This is a genomic window from Streptomyces sp. NPDC031132 (assembly GCF_055570595.1).
In genome coordinates, this window is the sequence record NZ_JBVIGX010000008.1 from 148,068 (window position 1) to 168,944 (window position 20,877).

General features: G+C 71.0%; 15 protein-coding genes. 11 read left to right on the forward strand and 4 right to left on the reverse strand.

What is annotated here, in order from left to right; translation table 11 throughout:
* The 3 genes from ACZ49B_RS14745 to ACZ49B_RS14755 all read right to left on the reverse strand — a co-directional run bounded on the left by ACZ49B_RS14745 (window position 1) and on the right by ACZ49B_RS14755 (window position 3,519).
* Window positions 1-1,326 carry a pyridoxal-phosphate dependent enzyme gene (locus ACZ49B_RS14745; protein WP_468305217.1) on the reverse strand — a complete coding sequence of 442 codons (1,326 nt, stop codon included), beginning with the start codon at window positions 1,324-1,326 and terminating at the stop codon, window positions 1-3.
* Window positions 1,323-2,813, reverse strand: coding sequence for a Y4yA family PLP-dependent enzyme (locus ACZ49B_RS14750; RefSeq protein ID WP_468305220.1), 1,491 nt, complete (start codon window positions 2,811-2,813; stop codon window positions 1,323-1,325). The genes ACZ49B_RS14745 and ACZ49B_RS14750 overlap by 4 nt, the downstream gene beginning before the upstream one ends.
* Before the next feature lie 154 nt (window positions 2,814-2,967).
* On the reverse strand, window positions 2,968-3,519 hold the full coding sequence (locus ACZ49B_RS14755; RefSeq protein ID WP_468305222.1) for a GNAT family N-acetyltransferase: 552 nt from the start codon (window positions 3,517-3,519) through the stop codon (window positions 2,968-2,970).
* Window positions 3,520-3,763: 244 nt separating this feature from the next.
* Here ACZ49B_RS14755 and ACZ49B_RS14760 point away from each other — a divergent pair, with 244 nt between their 5' ends.
* The 5 genes from ACZ49B_RS14760 to ACZ49B_RS14780 all read left to right on the forward strand — a co-directional run bounded on the left by ACZ49B_RS14760 (window position 3,764) and on the right by ACZ49B_RS14780 (window position 10,933).
* On the forward strand, window positions 3,764-5,272 hold the full coding sequence (locus tag ACZ49B_RS14760; protein WP_468305225.1) for an aldehyde dehydrogenase family protein: 1,509 nt from the start codon (window positions 3,764-3,766) through the stop codon (window positions 5,270-5,272).
* Complete coding sequence (locus ACZ49B_RS14765) at window positions 5,269-6,810, forward strand: GMC family oxidoreductase (protein ID WP_468305228.1); 1,542 nt, start codon at window positions 5,269-5,271, stop codon at window positions 6,808-6,810. Before ACZ49B_RS14760 ends, ACZ49B_RS14765 begins: the two co-directional genes overlap by 4 nt.
* Entirely contained in the window at window positions 6,807-7,910 is a 1,104-nt protein-coding gene (locus ACZ49B_RS14770) for a quaternary amine ABC transporter ATP-binding protein (RefSeq protein WP_468305231.1), read from the forward strand. Before ACZ49B_RS14765 ends, ACZ49B_RS14770 begins: the two co-directional genes overlap by 4 nt.
* Before the next feature lie 82 nt (window positions 7,911-7,992).
* The gene (locus ACZ49B_RS14775) at window positions 7,993-9,966 is read left to right on the forward strand and encodes an ABC transporter permease (RefSeq protein ID WP_468305234.1); all 1,974 of its coding nucleotides are present in this window, start codon (window positions 7,993-7,995) and stop codon (window positions 9,964-9,966) included.
* Between the two features lies 1 nt (window position 9,967).
* On the forward strand, window positions 9,968-10,933 hold the full coding sequence (locus ACZ49B_RS14780; RefSeq protein ID WP_468305237.1) for an ABC transporter substrate-binding protein: 966 nt from the start codon (window positions 9,968-9,970) through the stop codon (window positions 10,931-10,933).
* Between the two features lie 76 nt (window positions 10,934-11,009).
* Here ACZ49B_RS14780 and ACZ49B_RS14785 read toward each other — a convergent pair whose 3' ends face one another.
* A complete protein-coding gene (locus ACZ49B_RS14785; protein WP_468305240.1) occupies window positions 11,010-11,807 on the reverse strand; it encodes a VOC family protein in 798 nt (265 codons plus the stop codon).
* Between the two features lie 145 nt (window positions 11,808-11,952).
* Between ACZ49B_RS14785 and ACZ49B_RS14790 the strand changes: the two genes are divergently transcribed.
* The 6 genes from ACZ49B_RS14790 (at window position 11,953) to rsgA (ending at window position 20,645) form a co-directional block, all read left to right on the forward strand.
* Window positions 11,953-13,254 carry a molybdopterin-dependent oxidoreductase gene (locus ACZ49B_RS14790; RefSeq protein WP_468305243.1) on the forward strand — a complete coding sequence of 434 codons (1,302 nt, stop codon included), beginning with the start codon at window positions 11,953-11,955 and terminating at the stop codon, window positions 13,252-13,254.
* Complete coding sequence (locus ACZ49B_RS14795; RefSeq protein ID WP_468305245.1) at window positions 13,251-13,751, forward strand: hypothetical protein; 501 nt, start codon at window positions 13,251-13,253, stop codon at window positions 13,749-13,751. Before ACZ49B_RS14790 ends, ACZ49B_RS14795 begins: the two co-directional genes overlap by 4 nt.
* A 202-nt stretch (window positions 13,752-13,953) precedes the next feature.
* Window positions 13,954-15,573, forward strand: coding sequence for an MBL fold metallo-hydrolase (locus tag ACZ49B_RS14800; RefSeq protein WP_468305248.1), 1,620 nt, complete (start codon window positions 13,954-13,956; stop codon window positions 15,571-15,573).
* Window positions 15,574-15,703: 130 nt separating this feature from the next.
* Window positions 15,704-17,494: a non-ribosomal peptide synthetase gene (locus ACZ49B_RS14805; protein ID WP_468305251.1), complete on the forward strand. Its 1,791-nt coding sequence runs from the start codon at window positions 15,704-15,706 to the stop codon at window positions 17,492-17,494.
* The gene (locus ACZ49B_RS14810; protein ID WP_468305254.1) at window positions 17,491-19,245 is read left to right on the forward strand and encodes an NAD(P)/FAD-dependent oxidoreductase; all 1,755 of its coding nucleotides are present in this window, start codon (window positions 17,491-17,493) and stop codon (window positions 19,243-19,245) included. Before ACZ49B_RS14805 ends, ACZ49B_RS14810 begins: the two co-directional genes overlap by 4 nt.
* A gap of 299 nt (window positions 19,246-19,544) precedes the next feature.
* Complete coding sequence (gene rsgA, locus ACZ49B_RS14815; protein WP_468305257.1) at window positions 19,545-20,645, forward strand: ribosome small subunit-dependent GTPase A; 1,101 nt, start codon at window positions 19,545-19,547, stop codon at window positions 20,643-20,645.
* Window positions 20,646-20,877 lie beyond the last annotated feature (232 nt).

Consider the following 20,877-nt stretch of genomic DNA (forward strand, 5'->3'; position numbering starts at 1 on the left):
TCAGTCACGCACCAGCGGCGCGCCCGCGTCCCGCCACGCGATGATCCCTCCCGCGAGGCTGCGTACGTCGGGATGGCCCATCCGGGTCAGGAGGGCGGCGTAGCGCGCCGACTGTTCGCCGACCGGGCACGCCAGGAGGATCGGCTGCCGCTTGCTGAACGGCAGCCCGCCCCGGACGAGTTCGTCGAAGAGCTCGTCGACGATGTTCACCGATCCGTCGATGTGCAGCGCGGCGTAGGCGAACGAGCTGCGCAGGTCGATCACCAGCGGCCGCTCGGCTGCGAGCCACTTCTGCGCCTCGGCCACCTCGATGACCTGCGCCGCCTGCACCTCGGTGTCGGTCAGCGCGGTCACGGAGTTCCGCGCGGGCGGGCGGCCCAGCAGCTCGGGGCGGCGCTGCTTGACGTAGCCGAGATAGCTCTCCACCCGGTCGCAGACGATGAAGACGGCGCTCCTGCGGTCCGTCTCCGTCAACTCCGCGTCGATCGACCTCAGATGGCGGACCGTTCCCTGGTACGCCGCGCCGCCGGTGGGTCCGGCGAGGATCCCGCAGCGCCGGACCAGGGTGAGCATGCCGTCGATGGCGTCGTCGGCGCTGACCGATTCGATCGTGTCGTACGTGGCCGGGTCGAAGAGGCCGACCTCGTGGACCTCGTCGATGTTGCGGATGCCGGGGATGAAGTCCGACTTCTCGCCCACCAGCCCGATCACCCGTACGGCCGGGTCGTGGGCGCGCAAGGCCCGGGCCACGCCCGTGGAGGAACCCGCCGTGCCGACGCAGGCGAGGAACCAGTCCGGGGCCCGGCCGTCCAGATCCGCCACGATCTCCGGCCCCGTACCCGTCTCGTGCGCGTCGGTGTTCAGCGCGTTGAAGTACTGGTCGGTGTGCAGGTGGGCACTGCCGGACTGGTTCAGCCTCTGGTGGAACAGGGTCAGCGGGTCCTCGGTGTCCGTCGGGTCCAGGCACTCGCTGCGGCCCGGCAGCTCCTCGATCTCGGCGCCCAGCAGCAGGAGCAGGTCCTTGACCTCGGGGATGCGCATCCGGTTGGTGACGCTCTTGAACGGCAGCCCGTGCATGCCCGCGATGACGGCCAGCGCCTTGGCCGTGTTGCCGCTGGACAGCTCGACGACCGTCGCGCCGCGCTCCCGGGCGCCGGCCAGGCCGGACCGGGCCATGTTCCAGGCGGCCCGGTCCTTGACGGAGCCGAAGGGGTTGAGCATCTCGAGCTTCGCGTAGAGGTCGATGTGGCGCAGGCCGTGTACGGCCGGATCGATGCGGACCAGCGGGGTGTTGCCGATGGCCCCGGTGATGCTGTCGTACCTCATGCCCGTCCCCCCGAATCGGTGATCGGCCCGTACTCCTCGATCGGCCAGTACTCCTCGTCCAGACACCAGCGCCAGGCGGCTCCTTCCGGTCCCTCCTGCCGGACGGCCACCTTGCGGGCCACCGGCTGCTGTTGTGCGCGGGTGGCACCGAAGTCCATGCAGTACCCGGCGGTGTTGGCGAAGCCGAGCAGGTCTCCCGGCCGCGGCTGCCGCGGCAGGAACACCGTTCTGCGGGTGATCAGGTCGGCTTCCAGGCAGAGGTTGCCCATGAGGTGGACGCCGACCGGCTCCTGCGGGCCCGCGGGTTCGCCGTCGCGGGGCACGAGCACGGGGTCCACCAGGATGCCGTGGTCCTCCAGGCCGACGTCGTTCGCGTTCATGGCGAGGCGAACGAACGCAGGGCCGGCGTCCCGGTGCCGTACCTCCACGACCCGGGCCAGCGACAGCCCGCACTGGTCGGCGAGGGCCCGGCCCGGCTCCGTGTACAGGTCGTACAGGCTCTCCAGCAGCAGGGTGCCCAGGGGCCGGCCCAGGGTGGGAGCGGGCTGGGACAGGAGCGCGTCGAGGTAGCCGGCGCCGGCGACCGGGCGGTGGGCGGGGTACAGGCTCAGCGCGCCGCGGAGCGTACCGCCCTCGGAGTGCAGACCGTAGCCGTGGCCGCCCCAGGTCAGGGGCGGGCGGCGGCCCATCACGGCGGCCGTGAGCTCGCTCGTGTAGCGGTCCCACTGGGCGGCGCGGGCGAGGTAGCTGACGCCGAAGCCGCCGCCGATGTCGACGGCGCGCGGCTGGAAACCCCGTAATCGCAGGTCGTCCATGGCGCGCAGGCAGCCTTCGAGGGCGATGGCCTTCTCGTCCGGGCTCGTGGTGTCGAGGTGGTAGGCGACGCCGACGGGGTCGAGGGAGTCCCGGTGGCGTTCGAGGAGGTCCAGCAGCGGGCCCAGAGCCTTCACGGACGTACCGAACCGGCTCCTGCGCGACAGCATCCTGGGCCCCGAGGTCTCGAACTCGGAGAGGCGCAGCAGGACCCGCGGGCGCGGCAGGTCGTGGCGCCGGACGAAGGCCGCCAAGGCCTCCAGCTCGCCGGGGCCGTCGGCGTTCACGGTGACCCCCGACCGCGCGGCGAGCCAGAGGAAGGCCGGATCCTTGGGGCCGGTCGCCATGATGCGGCCCGCGGTGAAGCCGTCGCCGAGGGCGTGCCGGAGCTCGCCGAGGGAGGCCACGTCCACGGCGGCGTCCGCGGTGGTGAGCCGCCGGACGAGGGACCGGGAACGGTTGGCCTTGTGGGCGAAGAAGACCTGCCCGCCGAGGCGGTGGCGGCGGTAGACGGTTCGGAAGCCCTCGGCGTTCTCCGCCATCTGGTCGGGCAGGAGGAGGTTGAGGGGTGAGCCGAGGGCGTCCACGAGCATGTGCAGGAAGGGGGCCGAACCGAGCAGCGCGCCGAGCCGTGGTGCCAACCGCGGTTCCAGGTACAGGGGGGCCGTGTCCATCGCAGCTGCTCCTCCCGCGCTCCGACCGTACGTCGATTTGTCTCGCGGCCCTGTTCCTGCCCTTCTGATCGGGTTCGGACGCGCGATGGAGGGAGATGGCCGAAACGCGACGGGCGCGCCGGAGCGCTGAGTCGGCTCAGGCGGCTCAGAGGGCTCAGAGGGCGAGGTACATGAGGATCTCGTCGCGGTCGTCGCCGGGTGCGACCCGCAGACCGCCGGGCCAGCGCCCGATCTCGCGCCAGCCCAGACGGCCGTAGAAATCCTCGAGCCCCAGCCCGGCCCGGACGGCGATGTGCAACTGCTCCAGCCCCATCTCCTGCCGGGCGAGATCGCGGACCCGGTGCATCAGCGCCGTACCGATGCCGCGGCCGCGGAAGTCGGGGTGGGTCATGACGTGGTTGACGGCGCCGCAGTGCGCGACGAGGGGATGCGGGTCACGGCGCAGGACCAGCCAGCCGGCGAGCCTCCCGCCGGCCGTGGCGATCAGCATCCGGGCGCGGCGCGGATCGAGCCGGCGGACGAGCAGGTCCAGCGCCGGGTCGGCCTGGCCGGTGCTCACCGGCGGCATGGGGAGCCCCGGGGGAATGACGGCTCCCCCGGCGTTGATCACCCGTACCCAGCAGTCGACGAGCTGGTCCCGCAGTTCGGCAGTCAGTTCCCGGGGGCGGGTGATCTGCGCGAAGTCGAGTGGTTGCTGCGCGGTCATGGAGCGCAGCTTGCCAGAACGGCGCCCCGGCGCCGGAAACGGGCCTGTCGGCTGCACGGCGTGCGCACCCCGGCTTCCCACTCGAGAGGCCTGAGGTATATGTCCTTTTTTGTGCCGTATTTGCGAGTGAAGCAGAACACTCTCCGCAACGTTTTGCGCATGGATCTCGGGTGTCCGGGCAAGCGGCCGGACTGCTGGTGTAACCGGCAGGGGGATTCGAAAGAAGCGAAAGGCCATACGCAACGTGACCGGAGCACAACAGAGCATCCATGTGGGCGGAGAGTGGCGCGCAGCCCTTTCCGGCGCCACCCGCGAGATCATCGACCCCGTCGACGCGACCCCGTTCGCGGTCGTTGCGGAGGGTGGTGTCCAGGACACCGACGACGCCGTGGCGGCGGCACGAGCCGCGTTCGACGACGGTGCCTGGCCGCGTACGCCGGTCGCCGAGCGGGCCGCCCTGCTGCGGCGGGTCGCCACCCTGCTGCAGCGCGACCGCGAGCGGATCGGCGCCCTGGAGAGCCAGGACGCGGGCAAGACGCTGGAGGAGGGCCGCGTCGACGTCGACTGCGTCCGCGACGCGTTCCTCTACTTCGCCGACCTCGTGGAGAACGAGGACGGCGGACGGGTCGTCGACGCCGGTTCGGACGAGATCCGAAGTGTCGTCGTCCACGAGCCGGTCGGCGTCTGCGCCCTGATCACGCCGTGGAACTACCCGCTGCTCCAGGCCAGCTGGAAGATCGCGCCCGCACTCGCCGCCGGCAACACGTTCGTGATCAAGCCCAGTGAGATCACCCCGCTGACCACGGTCGTGCTCGTCGAACTGCTCCTGGAGGCCGGACTTCCGCTCGGCGCGGCCAACGTCGTCACCGGCCCCGGCGGCACCGTCGGCGCCCGGCTCGCCGAGCACCCCGATGTCGACCTCGTCTCGTTCACGGGCGGTCTCGTCAGCGGTACGAAGGTCGCCAGGGCGGCCGCCGACAGCGTGAAGAAGGTCGCCCTCGAACTGGGCGGCAAGAACCCCAACGTCGTGTTCGCCGACGCATGTTCGACGGCCGAGGGGTTCGACACCGCCGTCGACCAGGCGCTCAACGCCGCCTTCATCCACAGCGGCCAGGTCTGCTCGGCCGGCTCCCGCCTCATCGTCGAGGAGCCGCTGCGCGAGCGTTTCGTCGCGGAGCTCGCCCGCCGGGCCGAACTGATCCGTCTCGGACGCGGCACCGATGCGGGCGTCGAGTGCGGTCCGCTCGTTTCCGCGGCCCAGTTGGCGAGGACCGAGGAGTACGTGGCCTCCGCACTCGCCGAGGGCGCGGTCCTGCGTGCGGGCGGCGAGCAGCCGGCCGGTCCCGGCTACTTCTTCCGGCCCACGGTCCTCGACCGGTGCCACCGCGGCATGCGGGTCGTGCGCGAAGAGGTCTTCGGTCCCGTCCTCACCGTGGAGACCTTCCGTACGGAGGAGGAAGCCGTAGCCCTCGCCAACGACACCGAGTACGGCCTCGCCGGAGCGGTGTGGACCTCCGACGGGGACCGTGCCCGACGGGTCGCCGCCCGGCTGCGCCACGGCACCGTCTGGATCAACGACTTCCACCCCTACCTGCCCCAGGCGGAATGGGGCGGCTTCGGGAAGTCCGGCATCGGCCGCGAACTGGGCCCCGGCGGCTTCGCCGAGTACCGCGAGGCCAAGCACATCTACCAGAACCTCGCCCCGCGCCCCGTGCGCTGGTTCGCGGGCACGACGGCGAAGGACCGGGCATGAACGACCACGACGTGTACGACGACCACGTGTACGACTACGTGGTCGTCGGCGGCGGCACCGCGGGTTCGGTGATCGCCTCCCGGCTGACCGAGGACCCGGACGTCAGCGTCGCCGTCATCGAGGGCGGCCCCAGCGACGTCGGCCGCGACGACGTCCTCACCCTGCGCCGCTGGATGGGCCTGCTCGGCGGCGAACTGGACTACGACTACCCCACCACCGAGCAGCCCCGGGGCAACTCGCACATCCGCCACAGCCGTGCGCGGGTGCTGGGCGGCTGTTCCTCGCACAACACCCTCATCGCGTTCAAGCCCCTTCCCTCCGACTGGGACGAGTGGGCGGAAGCCGGCGCCGAAGGGTGGGACGCGGCAGCCATGGACCCCTACTTCGCCCGGCTGCGCAACAACATCGTCCCCGTCGCCGAGGCGGACAGGAACGCGATCGCGCGCGACTTCGTCGACGCGGCCCAGACCGCGCTCGGTGTACCGCGCGTCGAGGGCTTCAACAAGCGCCCCTTCCACGAGGGCGCCGGGTTCTTCGACCTCGCCTACCACCCGGAGGACAACAAGCGCTCCTCCGCCTCGGTCGCCTACCTGCACCCGTTCCTGGACCGGCCGAACCTGCACATCGCCCTGGAGACCTGGGCGTTCCGGCTGGAGCTGGAGGGCACCCGCGCCACCGGCGTGCACATCCGTACCAAGGAGGGCGCGGAGCACGTCGTACGCGCCCGGCGCGAGGTCCTGGTGTGCGCCGGGGCCGTGGACACCCCGCGCCTGCTGCTGCACTCCGGCATCGGGCCGCGCGCCGACCTGGAGAAGCTCGGCATCCCCGTCGTGCACGACCTGCCGGGCGTCGGGGAGAACCTGCTCGACCACCCCGAGTCGGTCATCGTGTGGGAGACGCACGGTCCGATCCCGGAGAACTCCGCGATGGACTCCGACGCCGGACTGTTCGTCCGCCGGGATCCGCAGGCCGAGGGCCCGGACCTGATGTTCCACTTCTACCAGGTCCCCTTCACCGACAATCCGGAGCGCCTGGGCTACGAACGGCCCGCGCACGGCGTGTCGATGACCCCGAACATCCCCAAGCCGCGCAGCCGCGGACGGCTCTACCTGACGAGCGCCGACCCCGAGGACAAGCCCGCGCTCGACTTCCGGTACTTCACCGACGAGGACGACTACGACGGCAGGACCCTCGTCGACGGGATCCGCATCGCCCGCCGGATCGCGGCGAGCGAACCGCTGGCCGGATGGCTCAAGCGCGAGGTGTGCCCGGGCCCCGAGGTGACCTCCGACGAGGAACTCAGCGCGTACGCACGCCACGTCGCGCACACCGTCTACCACCCGGCCGGCACCTGCCGGATGGGGGCCGTGGACGACGAACTCGCCGTCGTCGCGCCCGATCTGAGGATCCGGGGCCTCGACGGCATCCGGATCGCCGACGCGTCCGTTTTCCCCACCATGACCGCCGTCAACCCCATGATCGGCGTGCTCATGGTCGGCGAGAAATGCGCCGACCTGCTGGGAGGAACCACCCGATGAAAACGCCGAACACTGCGCCGCACACCACCACGAAGACCCCGCCCCAGACATCCGCGGAACCCGTCTTCTCCGTACGCAACCTGTGGAAGGTCTTCGGCCCGAAGGCCGACCGCGTGCCCGCCGACAAGGAGCTCGGGGCCCTCGGCGCCGCCGAGCTGCGCGAGCGCACCGGCTGCACCGCCGCCGTCCGCGACGTCTCCTTCGATGTCCGCAAGGGCGAGGTCTTCGTCGTCATGGGCCTGTCGGGCTCGGGCAAGTCGACGCTCGTCCGCTGCCTCACCCGGCTGATCGAGCCGACCTCGGGCACCCTCTCCATCGACGGCGAGGACGTGCTGTCCATGGACACCGCGCGGCTGCGCGAGCTGCGCCGGCACCGGGCGGCGATGGTCTTCCAGCACTTCGGGCTGCTGCCGCACCGAACGGTGCTCGACAACATCGCCTACGGGCTGGAGATCCAGGGCGTGGGACGCGCCGAACGGCGTGAGCGCGCGGCCGAGTTCGTCACCAAGGTCGGCCTGGACGGCATGGAGCACCGCAGGCCGAGCCAGTTGTCCGGCGGCCAGCAGCAGCGCGTCGGCCTGGCCCGCGCCCTCGCCGTGGACCCCGAAGTCCTGCTGTTCGACGAACCGTTCAGCGCGCTGGACCCGCTCATCCGCCGCGACATGCAGGAAGAGGTCGTACGCCTGCACCGGGAGGAGGGACGCACGATGGTCTTCATCACGCACGACCTGAACGAGGCGCTGAAGCTCGGCGACCGCATCGCGCTGATGCGCGACGGCCGGATCGTGCAGCTCGGCTCGCCGGAGGAGATCGTGGGCGCCCCCGCGGACGACTACGTCAGGGACTTCGTCCGGGACGTGCCGCGCGAGCAGGTGCTGACCGTCCGCTCGGCGATGCGCCCCGTGCTCGCCGCCGACTCCGAGGCCGGCCCCGCGCTCGCCCCGGGTGCCACCGTCCACGAGGCCATCGAGGCGGTCGTCCGTACGGGCGAGAACGCGCGGGTCGTCGAGGACGGCAGGTGCCTCGGTGTGGTCGACCACGCGGGACTCCTCGGTGTCGTCGCCGGGGTACCGGCCGCGACCGGGAAGGCGGTGGCCTGATGTATTCCCATACGACCTGGCCGCCGCCGTGCGGCACGACCGGCGCCGGCCCCGTGCCGGCCGACGCCGGGCGGTGGGGCCGATGACCGCCACTGTCACCCCTGCTCCTTCCGGCTCCGCGACCGCCGGCGACGCCGGGCCCGGTGCGCTGCGCGCGCTCGCGCGCCACCGCGGCCGGCTGATCGGCGCCGGCGCGGTCCTCGCGCTCGTCCTCGGTTCCGTACTGCTGGGCGCCGGAAACTGGCCGGCGTCGCTGTCCGTCGACCTGTCGGGACCGCTCAAGCGCACCAGCGACTGGATCATCGACAACCGCGACGGACACCCCCTCTTCCTCTACTTCCTCGGACACGTCAGCAATGGCGTGGTCGTCTCCGTCCGCGCGGTGTACCTGGTGCTGCTCGCCCTCGGCTGGGCCGGCGTCACCGCCGCCGCCGGGCTGCTGGCCTGGCGCGTCGCGGGAGTCCGGCTCGCGCTGACCTCCGTCGCCGCCTTCGCCGTGTGCGGACTGCTCGGCATGTGGGTGCCCACCATGCAGACGCTCGCCCTGATGGTGGTCGCCGTCGCCGCGTCCGTGCTGCTCGGAGGACTCCTCGGACTGGCTGCCGGCCTGTCGGACCGTATGCACCGGATCCTGCGTCCGGTGCTGGACACGATGCAGGTGCTGCCCGCCTTCGCGTACCTCCTGCCCGTCGTCCTGGTCTTCGGCATCGGCGTGCCCGCCGCCGTCCTCGCGACCGTGGTCTACGCGGCCCCGCCCATGGCCCGCCTGACCGCGCTCGGGCTGCGCGGCGCGGACGCCGGCGTCGTGGAGGCCGCCACCTCCCTCGGCGCCACCGGTCGGCAGCGGCTGCTGACGGCCCGGCTGCCGCTGGCCCGCAAGGAGCTGCTGCTCGGCGTCAACCAGTCGATCATGATGGCGCTCGGCATGGCCGTGATCGCGTCCGTCATCGGCGCGGGCGGTCTCGGCGACCGCGTCTACCAGGCGCTGGCCTCCGTCGACGTCGGCGCCGCGCTCGCCGCCGGCGTGCCGATCGTGCTGCTCGCCATCGTCCTGGACCGCGTCACCGCCGCGGCGGGGGAGCGGATCGGCGCGGCTCCGGCCCGCCGGGCCGGGCTCGGCTGGGCCGTCGCCGCCGTGGTGACCGTCGCCGTCGCCGTCGCGGGCCGCCTGTCCGACCGGCTCGCGTGGCCCGACGCGTGGACGCTGCACATCGCCGAGCCCGTCAACGGGGTGGTCGACTGGATGACCGCCCACCTCTACTCCGGCGTCCCCCTCGTCGGCGGCACCGCCGACTGGGCGGGGCACTTCACCACCTGGGTCCTGAACCCCCTGCGCGACGGACTGCAGTGGCTGCCCTGGTGGGCGGTCCTGCTGACCGTCGGCGCCCTCGCCCTGCTCATCGGCACCTGGCGCACCGCCGCGACCGCCGTCCTGGCGATGGCCGCGATCGGCGTGCTCGGTGTCTGGGACCCGGCGCTCGACACGCTGTCCCAGGTCCTGGCGGCCGTCGCCGTGACGCTGCTGCTCGGCTTCGCCCTCGGGGTCGCCGCGGCCCGCAGCACCCGCCTGGGACGCGCGCTGCGTCCCGTCCTCGACGTCTTCCAGACGATGCCGCAGTTCGTGTACCTGATCCCCGTGGTCGCGCTGTTCGGTGTGGGCCGCGCCCCGGCGGTCGCGGCCGCCGTGGTCTACGCGCTGCCCGCCGTCGTACGGATCACGGCCCAGGGCGTGCGCGCGGTGGAACCGGCCGCTCTGGAGGCCTCGCGCTCGCTGGGCGCGACCGGGCGGCAGCAGCTGTTCCAGGTCCAGCTCCCGCTGGCACGGCCCGCGCTGCTGCTGGCCGTCAACCAGGGCGTGGTGCTGGTCCTCGCCGTCGTCGTCATCGGCGGCCTCGTGGGCGGCGGGGCGCTCGGGTACGACGCGGTCTTCGGTCTCGCCCAGGGCGACCTGGCGACCGGTCTGGTCGCCGGCGCGGCCATCGTCTGCCTCGGCCTGATGCTCGACCGCGTCACCCAGCCCACGGAACGCCGCGACCTCGCCGGAAAGGGGGCCTGACATGGCTCGCACACGCATCGCCGCCCTGGCGGCCGCGGCCGCCGTCACCGTCACGGCCCTCACCGGCTGCGGCGCGGCCGACATGACCCGCCAGGCCTCCCCGTACGCCGACGCGAAGGGCTCCCGCACGGTGACGCTGTCCGTGCAGTCGTGGGTGGGCGCGCAGGCCAACGTCGCCGTCGCCCAGTACCTGCTGGAGCACGAGCTCGGCTACCGGGTGGACACCGTCCAGATCGACGAGGTACCCGCCTGGGACGCGCTCAGCCAGGGCCGGGTGGACGCCATCCTGGAGGACTGGGGCCACCCGGAGCAGGAGAAGCGGTACGTCGACGACAAGGGCACGATCGCGCGGGGCGGCGACCTCGGGGTGACCGGGCACATCGGCTGGTTCGTGCCCACGTACTTCGCCGAGGAGCACCCGGACGTCACCGACTGGAAGAACCTGAACAAGTACGCCGACCAGTTCCGTACCGCGGAGAGCGGCGGCAAGGGCCAGCTGCTGGACGGCTCCCCGTCGTACGTGACGAACGACAAGGCACTCGTGAACAACCTGGGCCTCGACTACCAGGTCGTGTTCGCGGGCTCGGAGGCGGCGCAGATCACGCAGATCAGGCAGTTCGCCAAGGAGAAGAAGCCGTTCCTGAGCTACTGGTACAAGCCCCAGTGGCTGTTCGAGAAGGTCCCGATGACGGAGGTGGAGCTGCCCGCCTACCAGGAGGGCTGCGACGCCGACCCGGAGAAGGTGGCCTGCGCGTACCCGCACACGCCGCTGCAGAAGTTCCTCAACGCCCGCTTCGCGGACGGCGGCGGCGACGCCGCAGCGTTCCTGAAGAAGTTCCGGTGGACGACGGAGATGCAGAACGACGTCGCCCTGATGATCGCGGACCAGAAGCTGTCGCCACAGGAAGCGGCGGGCCGCTGGGTGAAGGAGAACGAGGCCACCTGGCGGGCCTGGCTCCCGTCCTGACGCAGGTGCCCGGAGGGGGGATCCCGGCGATCCCCCCTCCGGGCACCTGCCCCGGCTCCTGAGCTCGCTCCCGGGCTCAGGAGCGGACCGGGGCGAGGACCACGAAGTCGGCGTTCGACGGGTCGAGGCAGACGGCGAGGCGGCCGACGCCCTCCGCGTCCTGCGGCCCCATCTGCACGCTGCCGCCGTTCTCGGTGACCTCGGCGACCGCGGCGTCGCAGTCGGCGACGGCGAAGACGGGGTGCCAGTACGGCCGTCCGCGGGTAAGGGTCAGATTCTCCGCGGGCAGCTGCATGAGGCCGCCGTGCATCCGCTCCTCGGGAAGTCCGGCGGGAGTGACGAGGGTGTACGTGCCCCCGCCGCCGGGCAGATCCGTGTCGCTGAACTGCCAGCCGAAGACGCCGCCGTAGAACTCCTTGGCGGCCGCGGCGTCGCTCGTGTACAGCTCGGTCCAGCACAGTGAGCCCGGCTCGTCCACCAGCTCGGCGCCCTTGTTCGTTCCCGGCTCCCAGACGGCGAACTGTCCCCCCAGCGGGTCGCTGTACTGCGCCATCCGGCCCCAGTCGTCGAGACCCCTCGGAGCCACCCGGACCGTGCCGCCGGCGCGCTCCACCGCCTGGGTGGTGGCGTCCGCGTCGGTGACGCGGTAGTAGACCATCCAGGCCGGGCGTGCGCCCTCCTCGGTGAGCTCGCCGAGCCCGGCGACGACCTTGCCGTCCTTCCGGAACATCCCGCCTTCCCCCTCCTCCCCCTCGCCCATGGACTCGTAGTCCCACCCGAGGACGGCGCCGTAGAAGGCCGCGGCCGTCCGGACGTCGGGGGCGCCGAGGTCGAGCCAACAGGGGGAGCCGGGCGCAAAGTCAGTGGTGATCATGCCCATGCCTTTCGGAGGTCCGGTACGACCTCAGGGTGGCATCGGACACCGGCCGTCGCCCGTCGGCGGGCGTGTCACGGGGCCCTGTCCGACGCTGGTGCGGGATGTTCTCCCCGACGGTCGGCGAGTGTGCGGAGGTGCCCCGGTGGCGGTGAATGACGACAAGCGGGTCCAGCCCGAGCCCGGACCCCGGCCGCCGTGGTGGCCGCCGCCGGGGCCGGCGCGTCCGGAGTTCTGGCGCAGCCCGCTGCGGGGGCCGTGGCTGACGGCCGTGTTCGGGCTCGTCCTGCTGGTCGGGGTCACGCTGCTGTTCGTGACGGGCCTGCTGTCGTACGCGGCGTACAACCCGGACCTGGCGGCGGTCAACGACCAGACGCCGGACAAGGGGTGGCTCGGCTTCTACCTCTTCTCGTGGCCGACCTCGCCCTACTGGCTCTACCGGGTCAACCAGGGCGTCCACGTGGTCCTGGGCGTCGTCCTCGTGCCCGTGCTGCTGGCCAAGCTGTGGTCGGTCATCCCCAAACTGTTCGAGTGGCCGCCCGTGCGGTCGGTGAGCCACGGCATCGAGCGCCTGTCCCTGCTCCTGCTGGTGGGCGGCGCCGGCTTCGAGTTCGTCACCGGCATCCTCAACGTGCAGCTGCACTACATCTTCCCGGGCTCCTTCTACGTCCTGCACTTCTACGGGGCGTGGGTGTTCATCGGCGCCTTCGTGGTGCACGTGGCCTCGCGCCTGCCCCGGGCGGTCCGCTCCGTGAGGCGCGGAAGCGCACCGCCGGAGGCCGGTACCGAGGAGGCGGCCGGGCTGGTCTCGCCCCGCCCGGCGGCGCCGACCATCTCCCGCCGGGGCGCCCTGGGCATGGTCGGGCTGGGGTCCCTGGCGCTGTTCGTGGTGACGGCCGGGCAGAGCGTGGGCGGCTGGTGGCGCCGGACAGCCCTGCTCGCCCCGCACGGCCAGGACCCCGGCTCCGGGCCGAACGGCTTCCAGATCAACAAGACCGCGGCCTCCGTCGGCATCCGGACGAGCGACACCGGCCCCGCCTGGCGGCTGACCGTACGCGGGCCGAACCGCCAGGTGGTCCTCACCCGCGAGGGACTGCTGGCCATGGAGCAGCACGAGGCGGCCCTGCCCATCGCCTGCGTGGAGGGCTGGTCGACCCCCGACCAGCTGTGGAGCGGCGTACGGCTCACCGATCTGGCAGCCCTCGTCGGGCTGGGCACGGACACACCACAGGCTCTGGTGGAATCGGTGCAGCGGGGAGGGCCGTTCAGCTCGGTGGTCCTGAGGGACAACCAGGTACGCGATCCGCGCTCCCTCCTGGCCGTTCGCGTCAACGGGGCCGTGCTGTCCGAGGACCACGGCTACCCGGCCCGCGTGATCGTCCCCGGCGCCCCCGGCGTCCACAACACCAAGTGGGTCACCCGCCTCACCTTCGGAGAGCCGGCATGAGCGCCACGACCGCCTTCCGTCGCCGCTACGGAGCCTCCCCGCTCCACCTGATCCTCGTACTGGCCTCCTTCGCCCTCGCCGCGTACGCCGGTGTGCGCATGCTCCAGGGGGACACCCTGGGCGTGGCGCTGTGGTTCGTCGGGGCGGCGCTCCTCCACGACCTCGTGCTGCTCCCCTTGTACGCGGTGACCGACCGGGCCGTGCAGTTGCTGTTCAGGGGCAGGGCGGGCGCGGGGGACGGGGCGCCGAGGCCGAGCGTCAACCACGTACGGGTCCCGGCCTTCCTCTCGGGGCTTCTGCTGCTCGTCTGGTGGCCGCTGATCCTGCGTCGGGTCGGCCACTACACGGCGGCCACGGGACTTCCGGCCGACGTGTTCCTGGGGCGCTGGCTGCTGATCACCGCTGCCCTTTTCGCGGCCTCGGCGGCGACCTTCCTCGTCCGCAGGTGGCACGCATCGGAGCCCCGACGGCGCGCGGCGCGTGCCGGCTCCAGGTAATGCATATCGCCTTGAATTCTCCTTGAGTCGCTCTCGGAATCAAATCCAGAGATACACCGGCGGCGGGATTGGCGGGCAACTGTCCTGCTAAATTGCCGGATTCATGGACTGTTGTTCGTGACACGCATGAACGAATAGGCGAGGCAAAGGAACTGACTCGGCCTCATGCTCCCGTGACCTCATCGACAGTAAGGGAATTACCGTGCCGGCACACCAGAAGCTCTACCTTCGCCCGTCCGTGGTTCCTCAACCCCTGCTGCACCGCTGGTACGCGTGGCCCTATCTCCTGGCGCCCCACACCGGAGCCCTCAACCTGCGGGACCGTCTGCTGCCCATCGTGGACAGCTACTTGAAGGCACCTCACCTCCACGATGCGGTCATCGCGGACCCGCACCGCTACGGCGCGCCCTTCCTCGACCCCGACGGCGCCACCCTCGACGAAGTCCGGGCGGCGCGCGAGACCATGGTCAAGGAAGGCCAGGCCAAGCTCCAGCTGGCCGACGACATAGCCGAGCTCCGTGCCCTGCTGCGGGAGAAGGCTCTCGGCGGGCCGATGGAGCCCCTCTATCCCCTGGTCCCCGCCTCCCTGCGCGGGCGGGTCGAGCTCGTCTACGACACGGCCCACCGGCCCACCTTCCGCTTCTTCGAAGCGCTGATGTACAGCTCGCCCGCGCAGGAGCGCCACGGTCAGTGCGTGTCTCTCACCGCCGCCGCGCCGAGCGCCCAGCCCTTCGTGTACAGCAGCCCCGTCCTGCCGCGCCCCGACCGCCTGGACATCGATCTGCCCTTCGACTCCCCGGTGTGGGACGAACTGTTCGCGGCGCGCCTCGACCCCGTCGACGTCCCTCAGCTCGCGCAGCGCCTCGGGGTCAGCGATGCCGACCTCCCGGCGTTCACCGCGCTGTTCCACGACGCGCCGCCGCCGCAGCACACCCCGCCCGCGCCCGGAGACGTCCGGGTGCGGTACTTCAACCATGCAACCGTGCTGATCGAGACCGGCACCACGTCCGTCCTCCTCGACCCGCTCATCGGCTACACCGGCGACGGCTACGAGCACTACACGCTCGAAGACCTCCCCCGGCACATCGACGCGGTCGTCATCAGCCACTTCCACTCCGACCACTTCTCGCTGGAGACCCTGCTCCAACTCCGCACCCGCATCGGCACGATCGTCGTTCCCCGCGCCTCCGGCGGATCGCTGCCCGATCCCAGCCTCAAGTCGATGCTCCAGGCCCTCGGCTTCTCCAACGTCCAGGAGCTGGCCGAACTCGAAACGCACCGCGTGGCCGACCAGGTCGACGTCACCGCCCTCCCCTTCGTGGGCGAGCACGCCGACCTCGACATCCGCACCAAGATGGTGCCCCTCGTCCAGGCCGGCGGCCGCAGGTTCCTCTTCGCGACCGACATCACGCCGCTCGAGCCCGCGCTGTTCGACAACATCCCCGGCCTCACCGAGACTCCCCTCGACGCGCTCTTCATCGGCCTCGAGTGCGTCGGAGCCCCGCTGAAGTGGCTGTACGGGCCGATGCTGGAAGGGAAGCTCTCCCGCGAGCACAACACCGGGCGCCGGCTCAAGGGCAGCAACGCCGCCCAGGCCGACGAGCTCGCCCAGCAGCTCAACGCCCGCCACGTCTACGCCTACGCCATGGGCCTCGAACCCTGGCTCAAGCACCTCACCGGGTCCGAGTACGACCCCGAGGCCGAACAGGTACAGCAGGCCGGTGTCCTCACCCGGCTGAGCGCCGAACGCGGCATCACCGCCGAGCTGCTGCGCGACCGGGCCGAGCGCGCCTGGCCGGCCGTCGACCCGGCGAAGCCGTAGGCCCGAGCGGCCGCAGCGGCGACCGGCGCACCGTCCTTGCACTCGAGTGTGAATAGAGGGCGCTTCGATCGGCGGCGGCTACGCTTTTCGAATCGTGAATTGGCAATAATCCGGCAGGGGGCGTTTGTTGATGAACCATGGCGATCCGAAGACCTTGACTTTCCTTTTTGAGGAATGCGCCAGAAGGTTGCCGGATCATACGGCTCTGGAATTCGAAGGTGAATTTTTGAGCTACGGCGAGCTGAATCGCCGGGCCAACAGGCTGGCACACCATCTGCGGGACACCGGCGGAGTCCGTCCCGACGACCGGGTGGCGATCCTGGTCCGGCATCCGCCGGACGTGATCATCGCCATGCTCGCCGTCCTCAAGGCCGGCGGTGCCTACGTCCCCCTGGACCCGGACAACCCGCCCGCGGTGACCCAGCGGATCGTCGAGGCCGTGGCACCCAGGGCCATGGTGATCGAGTCGTCGGCGGCCGCCGGCGCGATGTTCTTCAACGGCGAGCTCTTCGTCCTGGACGTCATGGGCGCCGCCCTCGCCACGCCGGACTCCGACCCCGAGCCGGTGGCCACGCAGTCCGACCTCGCGTACGTGGTGTACACATCGGGGACGACCGGGAACCCCAAGGGCGTGGCCGTCGAACACCGTGCGATCGTCAACACCTTGACGTGGCGCAATTCCTATTACGGGTTCGGTCCGGAAGACGTGACTCTGGCCATTCCGCGGCCGTCTTTCGACAGCGCCGTGGTGGACACCTTCTCCACCCTCACCTCCGGGGCGCGTCTGCTCCTGCCGCGCCGGGACCGCATCACCGACCGGCAGTATCTGACCGGCCTGATGGAGCACCGGGACGTCACCCATTTCCTGATCACCCCCATGCTCTACAAGCGCCTCCTGGAAGGCATGGAAGACCGGCGGGTGAAGTCCCTGCGGTGCGTCACGATCGCCGGTGAACGGTTCACGACGAGTCTGACCCAGGAGCATTTCGAGCGTCTTCCGCAGGTGGACCTGTACAACGAGTACGGACCCTCCGAAAACGCGGTCTGCTCCACTGTCCACCGCCTCGCGGCCTCCGACCAGCGCGTGCTCATGGGCAAGCCGATCGAGCACACCGAGGCGTTCGTCCTCGACGAGGACGGCGAGCCCGTGGTACCGGGCGGAATCGGGGAGCTCCACCTGGCCGGGGCGGGCCTGGCCCGGGGCTACCTGGGCGATCCCGAGCTCACTGCGGAGCGGTTCTTCACGCCCACCTCGTCCCCGGCCGCCGGGAAGCGCGTCTACCGCACCGGGGACATCGTCCGGCTGCACGGCAACGGTGACCTCGAATTCATCGAGCGCCGGGACGGCCAGGTGAAGATCCGGGGCCGCCGCGTCGAGTTGGGCCACGTGGCCCAGGTCCTCTCGCAGGACGCCGCGGTCGGCCACGTCCACCTGCTGCGCCACGCCACGGACTCCGATACGCCGCTCCTGATCGCCTTCGTCCAGGGGCCCACCGCCGAGGACGTCGACCGGCTGCGCGCCGTGGCGCAGGAGAACCTGCCGGAGTACATGGTCCCGTCGGCGATCATCCCGGTCGACTCCGTGCCGCTCACCCGCCACGGCAAGGTCGACGACAAGGCCCTGGTGGCCCTGTACGCGGGCGCCGTCGGCCAGGGCGTGGACGGGCCCGAGCCGGCGACGGAGGTCGAGGCCGCGCTCCTCGAGATCTGGCAGGAGCTGTTCGCGCCGCTGCACATCGGCCTGGACGACGACTTCGTGGACCTCGGCGGCGACTCCCTCAGCGTGATGGACCTGCTCTCCCGTGTGGAGACGCGGATCGGGGTCCAGCTCGAGGTCTCGGACCCCTACACGGACCGGACCGTCCGGAGCCTGGCCCTCAACATCGAGAACCGACAGAACGACAAGGTGGGTACAAAGTGAGCAGGCAAATCGGTACTGACTCCGTGTTCGGCGGTGTCGACTACGACGTGGTCATCGCGGGCGGCGGCCTGGCCGGGCTGTGCCTGGCCAAGCAGCTCAAGGACGCGCAGCCCGAGCTGTCGGTCCTCGTCTGCGAGCGCGAGCGCTCACCGATCCCGCTGTCCGCGCACAAGGTCGGCGAGTCCTCGGTCGAGGTGGGCGCGTACTACTTCCACCACGTCCTGGGCCTGTACGACTACCTGGAGGAGAACCACCTCGAGAAGCTGGGGCTCCGGTACTTCTACGGCGGCGGCTCGGGCCTCCACGAGGAAGCCGAGTTCGGCGTCAACCGCTTCCTCCCGGCGAAGTCCTACCAGCTCAACCGCGGCTCCTTCGAGGAGCACCTGCGCGTGGTGGCGACGGCTGCCGGGGCCGAGCTGACGCAGGGCGTCAAGGTGCTCGACATCGAGCTCGGCGAGCAGGACGCCCCGCACCGGGTGACCTACCAGGCCGTCGACGAAGACGGCGCCCAGCCGACCAGCGTCACCTGCCGATGGGTCGTCGACGCCACGGGCCGGCACCGGCTGCTGCAGCGCAAGCTCGACCTCACCAAGCGGTACCCCAAGCCCCACAACTCGGTCTGGTTCCGGCTCGAGGGCCGGCTCGACACCGACGAGGCGGTCGGCGCCGAGCACTCCGGCTGGCACGACCGCATCACCGAACCGCGCTGGCAGTCGACCAACCACTTCATGTTCGAGGGCGGCTGGGTGTGGGCCATCCCGCTGGCCCCCAACCACACCAGCGTCGGCATCGTCGTGTCCGACGACCTCCACCCGGTCACCAAGTTCAACCGGATCGAGAAGGCCATCGACTTCGTCGCCGAGCGCGTTCCGGGCTTCGACCCCGCCGTCCGCGAGCTGCCGGTCCTCGACTTCCGCGTACTGAAGAACTACAGCCACTCCTCGCAGCAGGTCTTCTCGCAGGACCGCTGGGCGTGCGTCGGCGACGCCGCGGTCTTCGCCGACCCCTACTACTCCGTGGGGTCGAACCTGATCGGCTACGCCAACAGCTTCGTGACCGAGATGGTCGGCCGCGACGTGAAGGAGTCCTTCGACGAGGGCTTCGTGCGGTACGCCAACCGCTGGTTCCTCTCGCTCGCCGAGGGCCTCACCCTGAACATCCAGGGCTCCTACGCCTTCCACGACAACGCCGTGATCATGTCGTTGAAGACGATCTGGGACTACTACGTCGGATGGTCCTTCTCCGACCCGCAGTTCTACGGGAAGACCTTCCTGGACGAGTCGGCGAGCACGACGCTCAGCGCGCTCGGCGCGCACGCGGTGGCGACCCAGGGCACCATCATGAACCTCTTCCAGGCCTGGGCGCGCAACTACCGCGGCGTCTTCGCGTTCGACTACATCGACTACTACGACGACGTGCCCACGCTCGCCCGGCTCTTCGAGCAGAACCTGCCGGGTGACGAGATACCCGCCTTCGGCACGGTGCTCACGAGCGTGCGCGACGGTCTGGACCGCATCGAGGAGCTGGCCCACGTCATCTTCTACCTCGCCCTCGAGGACGCGCTTCCCGAGCACCTCGAAGAGATCCGCTCTCGGGGCTGGCTCAACGTCTCGGCGCTGAGCCTGGACCCGGAACGCTGGGAGCAGGACGGGCTGTTCGCTCCCAAGAGCCGGCCGAGGCTGGACGAGGTCAAGGTGCTGGAAGAGGAGATGCGGGCCCTTTACCGCACCTCGGCGCCCGCCGCACGGTAGACCACCGCCCCCACTCACCCGGGGCGGGCTCCCGGGTGAGTGGGCCAGCACCGCCGGCGGCGCTGCTGGAGGCCCAATCCAGCGCCGCTCGAACGGTATTGCGGGCCGTTCGGTGCTGTCGTAGCGTCAAGTGCATTGAATGCCTGGTACATCGGAGTCGGCCGAGGTGGGCGACCTTCATGTCACCACTGCCGTAGCGGGACCCGAAGAGCCGCCCACCCCCCTCCGCCCCTTGTCCAGCAGCCGGTGCAACCCGACTTGCGTGCGCCGGCCGGAAACCTCCCGAAGGGCTCATCGCGTTGCGTCACTCATCGACATCGGCCGATTCGATCTACCCGCGGCCCCTGGAGGCCTACGGATGGTCCCCTGAGCTCGACGACCACTTCGCCTCAGTTGCCGACGCCTCCTGGGTACCCGGCCGGGTCATCCGGGTCGACCGGGGCCGTTGCGACGTCGTGATCGCCGACGGCGACTCCGAGGTGACCGTCGTCCACGCCGACACCGGCCCGGTCGCGGACCCCGACCCGATGAAGATGCCCTGTACGGGCGACTGGGTGGCGGTCCAGGCCGGCGCGGCCGGCACGTACGTCCAGGCGCTGCTGCCGCGTCGTACGGCGATGGTCCGCTCCAGCGCCTCCCAGCGCTCCGAGGGCCAGGTGCTCGCCGCCAACGTCGACACCATCGGCGTCGTCGTGGCCCTGGACACGGAGCCGGACCTCGGCCGGATCGAGCGGTTCCTCGCCCTCGCCTGGGAGAGCGGAGCGCAGCCGGTGATGGTCCTCACCAAGTCCGACCTCGCGCAGGACGCGGACAGCGTCCGTGAGACGGTCGAGCAGGCCTCGCCGGGGGTGGACGTCCTGGTCGTCAGCGCCACCACCGACGACGGCATGGACGTCCTCGCGGCCGTTCTGACGGGGACGAGCGTCCTGGTCGGACAGTCGGGCGCGGGCAAGTCCACCATCGCCAACGTGCTGATGGGACGCTCCGTGATGGAGACCCAGCAGACCAGGAGCGACGGCAAGGGCCGCCACACCACGACGACCCGCGAGCTGATGCCCCTGCCGGGCGGCGGGGTGCTGATCGACACGCCCGGCATTCGCGGCGTGGGCCTGTACGACGCCTCCGACGGCCTGCAGCAGACGTTCTCGGAGATCGAGCAGCTCGCCGAGGAATGCCGGTTCCGGGACTGCGACCACGTCGCGGAACCCGGCTGTGCCGTGCGCGAGGCCATCGAGGACGGCATGCTGCAGCAGCGCCGCCTGGACAGCTACCACAAGCTGCTCCGCGAGAACCAGTGGATCGCCTCGCGGAGCGATGCCCGCCTGCGCCAGGACCGCCTCAAGGCGCTGAAGACGCAGGGCAAGGAAGGCATGGCCAACATGATCGCGAAGCGCGGCTGACGCGAGGCGACGGCCTGGTCGGAGTGCCGGGCGGCCGAGCTGCGGGCCGCCCGGTGTTCCGACCCGACAAGTGCATGGGCACCCTCTGGTGTCAGCGGTGATCCGCGTACCGGCTCGGCCACGGCCCCGGTGCGCGGTCCGTTCGCGTCCCACCTCGGTGACGGGTGTGCCCGCACGTGCCCGATGCGGTGTTCGAACCCCACGGCGGCTCTCACGCTGCGGGGAACGCCGC

Coding starts and splice junctions, on each gene's coding strand:
- ACZ49B_RS14745 (WP_468305217.1), bottom strand. CDS start 1,326: ATGAGGTACGACAGCATCACCGGGGCCATCGGCAACACCCCGCTGGTC.
- ACZ49B_RS14750 (WP_468305220.1), bottom strand. CDS start 2,813: ATGGACACGGCCCCCCTGTACCTGGAACCGCGGTTGGCACCACGGCTC.
- ACZ49B_RS14755 (WP_468305222.1), bottom strand. CDS start 3,519: ATGACCGCGCAGCAACCACTCGACTTCGCGCAGATCACCCGCCCCCGG.
- ACZ49B_RS14765 (WP_468305228.1), top strand. CDS start 5,269: ATGAACGACCACGACGTGTACGACGACCACGTGTACGACTACGTGGTC.
- ACZ49B_RS14770 (WP_468305231.1), top strand. CDS start 6,807: ATGAAAACGCCGAACACTGCGCCGCACACCACCACGAAGACCCCGCCC.
- ACZ49B_RS14775 (WP_468305234.1), top strand. CDS start 7,993: ATGACCGCCACTGTCACCCCTGCTCCTTCCGGCTCCGCGACCGCCGGC.
- ACZ49B_RS14780 (WP_468305237.1), top strand. CDS start 9,968: ATGGCTCGCACACGCATCGCCGCCCTGGCGGCCGCGGCCGCCGTCACC.
- ACZ49B_RS14785 (WP_468305240.1), bottom strand. CDS start 11,807: ATGATCACCACTGACTTTGCGCCCGGCTCCCCCTGTTGGCTCGACCTC.
- ACZ49B_RS14795 (WP_468305245.1), top strand. CDS start 13,251: ATGAGCGCCACGACCGCCTTCCGTCGCCGCTACGGAGCCTCCCCGCTC.
- ACZ49B_RS14805 (WP_468305251.1), top strand. CDS start 15,704: ATGAACCATGGCGATCCGAAGACCTTGACTTTCCTTTTTGAGGAATGC.